The organism is Frankia sp. CoBUL1 (genome assembly GCF_978021245.1).
The window spans coordinates 2,313-8,624 of the sequence record NZ_CDXDOS010000154.1 but is presented as its reverse complement, the minus strand read 5'-3'; the positions used below and the strand labels follow the sequence as shown (position 1 = coordinate 8,624).

The following is a 6,312-nucleotide window of genomic DNA, read 5'->3' as shown; positions in this document are numbered from 1 at the left end:
CCGAGAGCCGCTGCCGCGCGGCGGGGTCCGGGCGCCCCGCCGCGCCCGGCGTCTCGCCCGCCAGCCGGGTGAGCACCTCCCGGTCCGCGGGCGTCGCGGGCGTCTGGAGCCAGATGGTGGACTCCGGATCGTCACCCGGTCGCAGCACCGACAGCATCAGCGAGATGTCGCCGAGCGGCGTGGCCGCGCTGACCGTGCGGCCCGTGAACACGCGCACGGACCGGCACTGCCACCAGGCACGCAGCTCGGGGCGTGCCTGTTCGAGCAGCTCCAGCACGGCGCGGCCGCGCTGGTCGTCGGGATGATGACCGATCTGGGCGCGGAACTGGGCGAGCAGGTCCTTGGCCACGTCCTCGGACCCGCCCATCCCGTCCCGGGTCCGGGGCTGCGCCACCAGCAGCCACAGCAGGTTGCGCTGGGGCTCGGGCACGTCGGCGGGATCCCCCCACAGGGCGGTGTAGGCGTCGTTCCAGGCGGTGACGTCGAAGCGCCGGTCGAGCAGCAACGCCGGACAGTTCGGCCAGTTGTCCAGCACCGAACGCAGCGCCTTGACGAGGGTGTGGTGGCGGTCCGCTGGCGGCGTGTGCAGGCCGGCGAGCGCCAAGGCGTGGCGACGACCGTCGTCGTCGAGCCGCAGAGCCCGGGCGACGGCCTCAAGGACCTGCCGGGAGGCGGCGACCCGGCCTTGTTCCAGCCAGGTGTACCAGGCGAGGCCGAGGCCGGAGAGCGCGGCGACCTCCTCCCGGCGCAGCCCCGGGGTGCGGCGGCGAGGTGTGGCAGGCAACCCGACGTCCTCGGGTCGCAGGCGCTCACGGTGGGCACGAAGAAAGAATCCAAGCTCACGCTGGCGGGCGTCGTCGCTCATCGGTTCCAGTCGGATCGGGCGGCCTGGTCGACACCCCCGATCCGGCACATCCGGTGGGCGGGACAGCATCGACACAGGGACACGCGGTCAGCAGGACTGCTACTACCCTCAGCCGCCAACAACGCCTAACAGCAGTCACCCATGTGATAGCTGAAATCCAGCCACCGCCGCCGGATCAGCGCAGGCCGAAACGGCCGAGCGGATCGTCCAACGCAAGAGGACACAGCCCCATGGTGGCATCGCCCGGCGGCCATGTCCGGCGCTTACCCGGAGAGATCGTGCCATTTACATGATCGAATAACGTCAGCGCGAATTTCGATACCCGAAGCAACCTATCGATAACCGCAAGTATATAGATATGTGATGATCATCCGGAATCCGGGTCATCGAAAACACCGACTCGCGGAACGTGTTCATCCCGCCATGGCGCCCACGGCCACCCCGATCATTCGATCATCCGGTCCGGCGCCCGGTCCGGCGCCGATCCGCGCCCACGGCCCGTCCAGCCCGCATGCGGACCGTCCAGCAGTCCGTGCCGATAGGCGTAGAGGCCAGCGCGTAGCCGGTCCGACTGGCCGATCTTGCGCATCGCACCGGTGAGGTATCGCTTGACCGTTGCCTCGGCCAGGGCGAGCTCGCAAGCGATCTCCGCGTTCGACAGACCGCGGGCGAGTTGGCCGAGCACCGCGCGTTCCCGGGAGGTCAGCCCGAGGGCCTGCGGTGGCAGTTCGGCCTGGACCGGCGGCCCCGGCACCCCCGTCGGCGGCGGCGCGGGCAGGAAGACCACGCCGCCGAGCGCGGCGATGGTGACCGCGTGGGCGAGGTCTGCAGGCGGGGTGTCCGGCAGCACCGCCCCCGACGCCCCGGTGGTGAGGATCTGGGTCAGTTCGGCGCAGGTGGCCAGCGGCCGCAACAGCAGAACGCGCGTGGTGGGGATCCGATCGGCCTCCACGCGCAGCCGGCGCACCGCCGCGAGGTCGGTCGCTAGATCCCCCGCGAGCCCGAGCAGCAGGACCCGGGGACGCGAGCGGCGGATCTGCGGCAGCGCGGCATCCAGCCGATGGCCGCGGCCGACGACGTCGAGCCGGCAGATCGTCGAGAGCAGCAGGTGCAGCCCCGCCCCGGTCACCGGATGGGCGTGCAGCAGAAACACCGACACGCCGCCGTCGATTTCCGTGGGCGTGAGATCCTTGGCGTACGCGGGACACTCGGGCTGCGCGGACGCCTCGGCGCGAACGGGAACCCCGGGACAGGCCGGAACCCTGACCTGCGGCGGACCCCCGGAGGACGCGGAGGACCCGGAGGACGCAGAGCACGCGGAGGACCCGGAGACCTCGGCACGGACGGGAGGGGGCGAGGCGGCTCCGATCGTCATGACTCCGGGTCCTTACCACGAGGAGCGCACGCGGGCCGGCGGTATCACCCCGCCGTCCCGCGTGCAGGGGGCTGGCCTGACCGTAGGCACCTTCGGGTAGCTCAACCAGGTAGGCGGTGGTATCGCTAACACCCTCCGCGCACGCCGTCCCCGGACCCCTCCGCCCGGTCCGACAGCCACCGGTCCGACAGCCACCTGCCGTCAGGCCTCAGAGCGGACGGGTGATCAGCTCCCGGATCTGGTCGGTGACAGGTCCCAGGTCATCCCGGCGGAGCAGGTTGATCCGGTTGCGGGTGATGTCCCCGCGGTGGACGAACTCATAGAGGTCCTGACGCTGCCCGAAGCTGTCCGCCGTGAGCTCCCAGGCCAGCCGGAACAGCCGTGACTTCTCCTCGACCGGGAGGTTCGCGCCCCGCATGTACCGATCAAGACAGGGCCGCAGGTCGGCGGCGGCGAGGTCACGCTCGCTGGGCTGCATGAGGACACCCGACGAGCCGATCCGCCGCACGATCTCCACCGCCCGGCCGGCGACCTGCGCCGACCACACGCGGCTCGCGTCGGTGTTACCCGGCGCGAGCAGGCCGCCGTCCGTCGTCTCGACCCGGGCCTCCCCCGCGTCGAGAAAGTACCCGACGAGGTCGACGTAGCTCGCCAACTCCCCGAGGTCCTCCTGGACGTGACGCAGCCCCGAGGCTCCGATCGCGTCGGCGAGCAGCGTGCCGACGGCGAGCAAGGTCCGCAGCCGTTCCTGGTAGCGGATGTGGCCGGCGGCCGCACTCCAGGCGTTGATCCGTCCGAGTCCGACCCGGGCGAGGTTGCCGTCGCGCAGCAAGAACACCCGGTCCCACGGAACCAGCACGTCGTCGAAGAACAGCATGGCGTCCTGCTCGTCGAACCGGGACGCGAGCGCGTGGGCGTGCCCGTACGGCCGGGCCCCCAGCGGCTCCCGACAGAGGATCTTCACGCCTGGGGTAGCCAGCGGCAGGCCGAACCAGATCACGAACTGCTCGGCCTCGCGCTGCGCGAAGCTCGCCGAGAGGTACACGAGCACCTCGTGGGCCAGTGGGGCCAGCGTCGTGAGCTGCTTGGCGCCCCGGACGACGACGCCGTCGTCCCGCTCGGCGATGATGCGCAGCGCGAGATCGGGATCGTCCACGGGGCTGGTGGTCCGGTCGATCTGCGGGTCGCCCAAAGCGTGGCCGAGGACCAGGTCATTGGCCGCACAGTGCCGGTAGAAGGCCACCGCGTTGGCGCCGAAGCCGGCCTGGTTGCGCTCCAGATGGTCCCGGAAGTCGAGCAGACCCACCGCCACGTTCGCCATGAACGACGGCGACCGGCCGTGCTGACCCCAGGACTCGCGCATCCACACGGCCGTGCTGCGCCGCCGGGCCCGCAGATCGTCCAGCGTGCGCGGCAGCTGGTAGGACCAGCCGACGCGGGTTCCCGCCTCGGGTTCGTGGACGGTGAGCACGTCGCGCAGATCCGGGTCGTGCTGCAGGTCGAACAGCCGGGCCAGCTCGTCAACGGCGCCCCGGAAGGCTGGATGCGTCGCCACGTTCGCGACCTTCTCCCCGTCGAGCCACACCTCGCGGCCGTCGTTGAGGCTCGCCCGGTACCGCTCCCCGGTCATCAGCCCCTGCGCGGCAGGCGGCGGGGTTCCCAGCAGCGAGTCGGCCGGAGGATCGGCCGTCGCCCCGGCGGGGTGGTCACCGGCGGCGGGTCGGCCGGGATCGTCGATGGCGCCGGGATGACCGCTGTCGGTCACGAGGGTCATGGCCTGATCTCCGCTCTGTGGACAATGTCGGTGGTGCCGGTGGTGCCGGTGGTGCCGGTGGCGGTCCAGACGCAGCCACGGTCGACCTGCCCCGGTCCGGCGACCGACCCGGCCACGACGGCCGGGTCGGTCGCCCGGAGCGGGCACGGCCACGCCGGCTGACGGGACCGAGGGGTCGTCATGCAGCAGGCGGAAGGCCGGTTCGTATCCCTTGGCCCGGATGTTCGCCGAGAGGGCAGTGGTGCAGAACGAACAGGGGGAGGCCAGGGTGAGGGGCACGCCCCGGGCGCGGGCCTGCTCGCGGTAGTCCCAGATGCCACAGTGCGAGATGATCAGGGTCGCCCGCATGGGCTCGTCGGTGTCGACCGCGTAACGGGAGGAGTAGAGATCCGCCTGGCGTGCGAGCCGGTGGACGACGTCGGCGGGCCGGCCGGTCGGCTCGGGCTCCACCTTGCCGAAGACCGAGGCATTGGCCCTCGCCCAGTCGACGAGCTCCGCCTCGCCCCAGCGCGACACGATGAACCGTTCGATCAGTGCCTGCGCGCGGAAGAACACCCGCTGCCAGGCCGTCGGATCACGATCGTCGGGCGCCGGGAAGTCGGCGAAGATCTCGGCCTGGGTATGCAGCCAGTCGAGTAGACGCAGATCGGCGTGGTGTTCCAGCAGGAACCCCCGACTCCGCCTCGAGCAGGCGCTGCTGCCACAGGGCTACGCGGTCGTCTCCGGTCATGTCGAGGGCCGGAGCCGGGGTACACGACCCGGACGCCGTCGCCCGCGGGGATGCGCCGGGCGGCTCAAGGTGGGCGTGGGGACGGGTGCCGAGGACCGCCATCGGCACCGACGCGGCCGAGGACATGGACATGGGTACGGCCATCGGCGTGGCAACGGCACGGGGCACGTGTGTGGGAGCCTCCACGGATCTCCTGTCCCTGGCGGCCCCGGCTAAGCGGGCCACCGCGACGACCGTTCCGGAGACCGGACGGTCAGGATGAATCACGACGGAAACGACGCTAAGTGCGCGGATGATGTAGAAATACCGACCTTTGGTGCATCTTCGTGCCACTTTCGGCGTCCGTCGCCTCACACGTTGTCGCCGTATGCATCGGCGCCGCACGGTTCGTCCGCCTCCGGCAACGTCGGCGGCAAAGGTGTGGGCGGAATGCCGGGTGCGGTACTTGCGGTTCCGGCGAGGGCGCAGCGGATACGCTCGGTGCCTTAGCCCTCCATCGACTTACCCGGGGGTGGCTGCGGCAGCGGGCGCCTTCCCACCCACGTGATCAGTATCCGGGACGCGTGTATCTGTCAGGACGCGAGCGCCTCTCCGATTCCCCTGCCCCCTCAAGGCACCAGTCCCCCGGAGGTTCCTGATGGCGATGACGGATGATACCGAGATGCCGTTGCTGCGCCGGCTGGTCGGGCAGGCGCTGCGCCGACGTCGCCTCGCTCAGGGCCGCACCCTGCGGGACGTGGCGGACGCGGCGCGGGTGTCGATGCCATACCTCTCGGAGATCGAACGCGGCCTGAAGGAGGCGTCTTCGGAGATCCTCGCCGCGGTCTGCCGGGCGCTGCACATCCGGCTGTCCGATCTGCTGGACGAGGTGCGTCTGGAGCTCGCCCGGCTCGAACCCGAGGTCACCCCCGTGACATCGCCTGGGCCGCTGTCCGCCGTCCACGGGCAGGCGACACCACCGATCACGGCCCGCGTCATCTCCGCTGACCTGCACGCCGCCAGCGGCACCGCGGCCACCGCCAGCATCACGGGCTCGGCTGGCATCACGGGCTCGGCTGGCATCGAAACAACCGGTGTCGGCGCAACGGTCGGCGCGGCGTCGCCCTTCGGCGTGTCGCCGAACCTGGGACTCTCGCCGAGCTTCCGGGCCGCCGTCCATACCGGCCGGATGGTGGTGCCCGGCCCGCGGCGAGCCGCCGTCGCTCCCGGTCCGCGGGGATCGGGGAGATCGGGGGGGCCGGGCAGGTGGTCCCGGCCCGCAGCCGCCTTCCGGCCGCGGCGTAGTCGTCCGGAAGGCGGCCGCGGGCACGCTCGTCGACAGGTCGGCCTGTGGCCAGTCGACGTGTGGCAGGCCGACCGGAGCGGCCAACCGCCGGATCGCACCCGGTCAGGCGCTGCGTGCCGATAGAAGCCGGGCGGCCTTACGGCTCATGATGACCTCGTCGATGAGGCCGTACTCCTCGGCCTCATCGGCACTGAAGATCTTATCGCGTTCGGTGTCGCGACGGATCTCCGTCTCGGTACGACCGGTGTGGCGGGCGAGCATCGTCTCCTGCAGCGCCCGTACG

5 protein-coding genes are annotated in these 6,312 nt (G+C 71.3%); 1 reads left to right on the top strand and 4 read right to left on the bottom strand.

Annotated elements, in window-relative coordinates:
- The 3 genes from AC08OX_RS12035 to AC08OX_RS12025 all read right to left on the bottom strand — a co-directional run.
- Nucleotides 1-865, bottom strand: an 865-nt coding sequence (locus AC08OX_RS12035; RefSeq protein ID WP_476607902.1) for a helix-turn-helix transcriptional regulator, incomplete at its 3' end; no start/stop codon positions are given.
- Nucleotides 866-1,310: 445 nt separating this feature from the next.
- A complete protein-coding gene (locus AC08OX_RS12030; RefSeq protein WP_476607901.1) occupies nucleotides 1,311-2,240 on the bottom strand; it encodes a response regulator transcription factor in 930 nt (309 codons plus the stop codon).
- A 208-nt stretch (nucleotides 2,241-2,448) separates the two neighbouring features.
- Entirely contained in the window at nucleotides 2,449-4,569 is a 2,121-nt protein-coding gene (locus tag AC08OX_RS12025) for a 4-hydroxyphenylacetate 3-hydroxylase family protein (RefSeq protein WP_476607900.1), read from the bottom strand.
- An 818-nt stretch (nucleotides 4,570-5,387) separates the two neighbouring features.
- Here AC08OX_RS12025 and AC08OX_RS12020 point away from each other — a divergent pair.
- Nucleotides 5,388-6,152, top strand: a complete 765-nt coding sequence (locus AC08OX_RS12020; RefSeq protein WP_476607899.1) for a helix-turn-helix domain-containing protein — start codon at nucleotides 5,388-5,390, stop codon at nucleotides 6,150-6,152.
- Here the strand turns inward: AC08OX_RS12020 and AC08OX_RS12015 are convergent.
- Nucleotides 6,132-6,312, bottom strand: a 181-nt coding sequence (locus tag AC08OX_RS12015; RefSeq protein ID WP_476607898.1) for an ATP-dependent Clp protease proteolytic subunit, incomplete at its 5' end; no start/stop codon positions are given. The genes AC08OX_RS12020 and AC08OX_RS12015 overlap by 21 nt on opposite strands.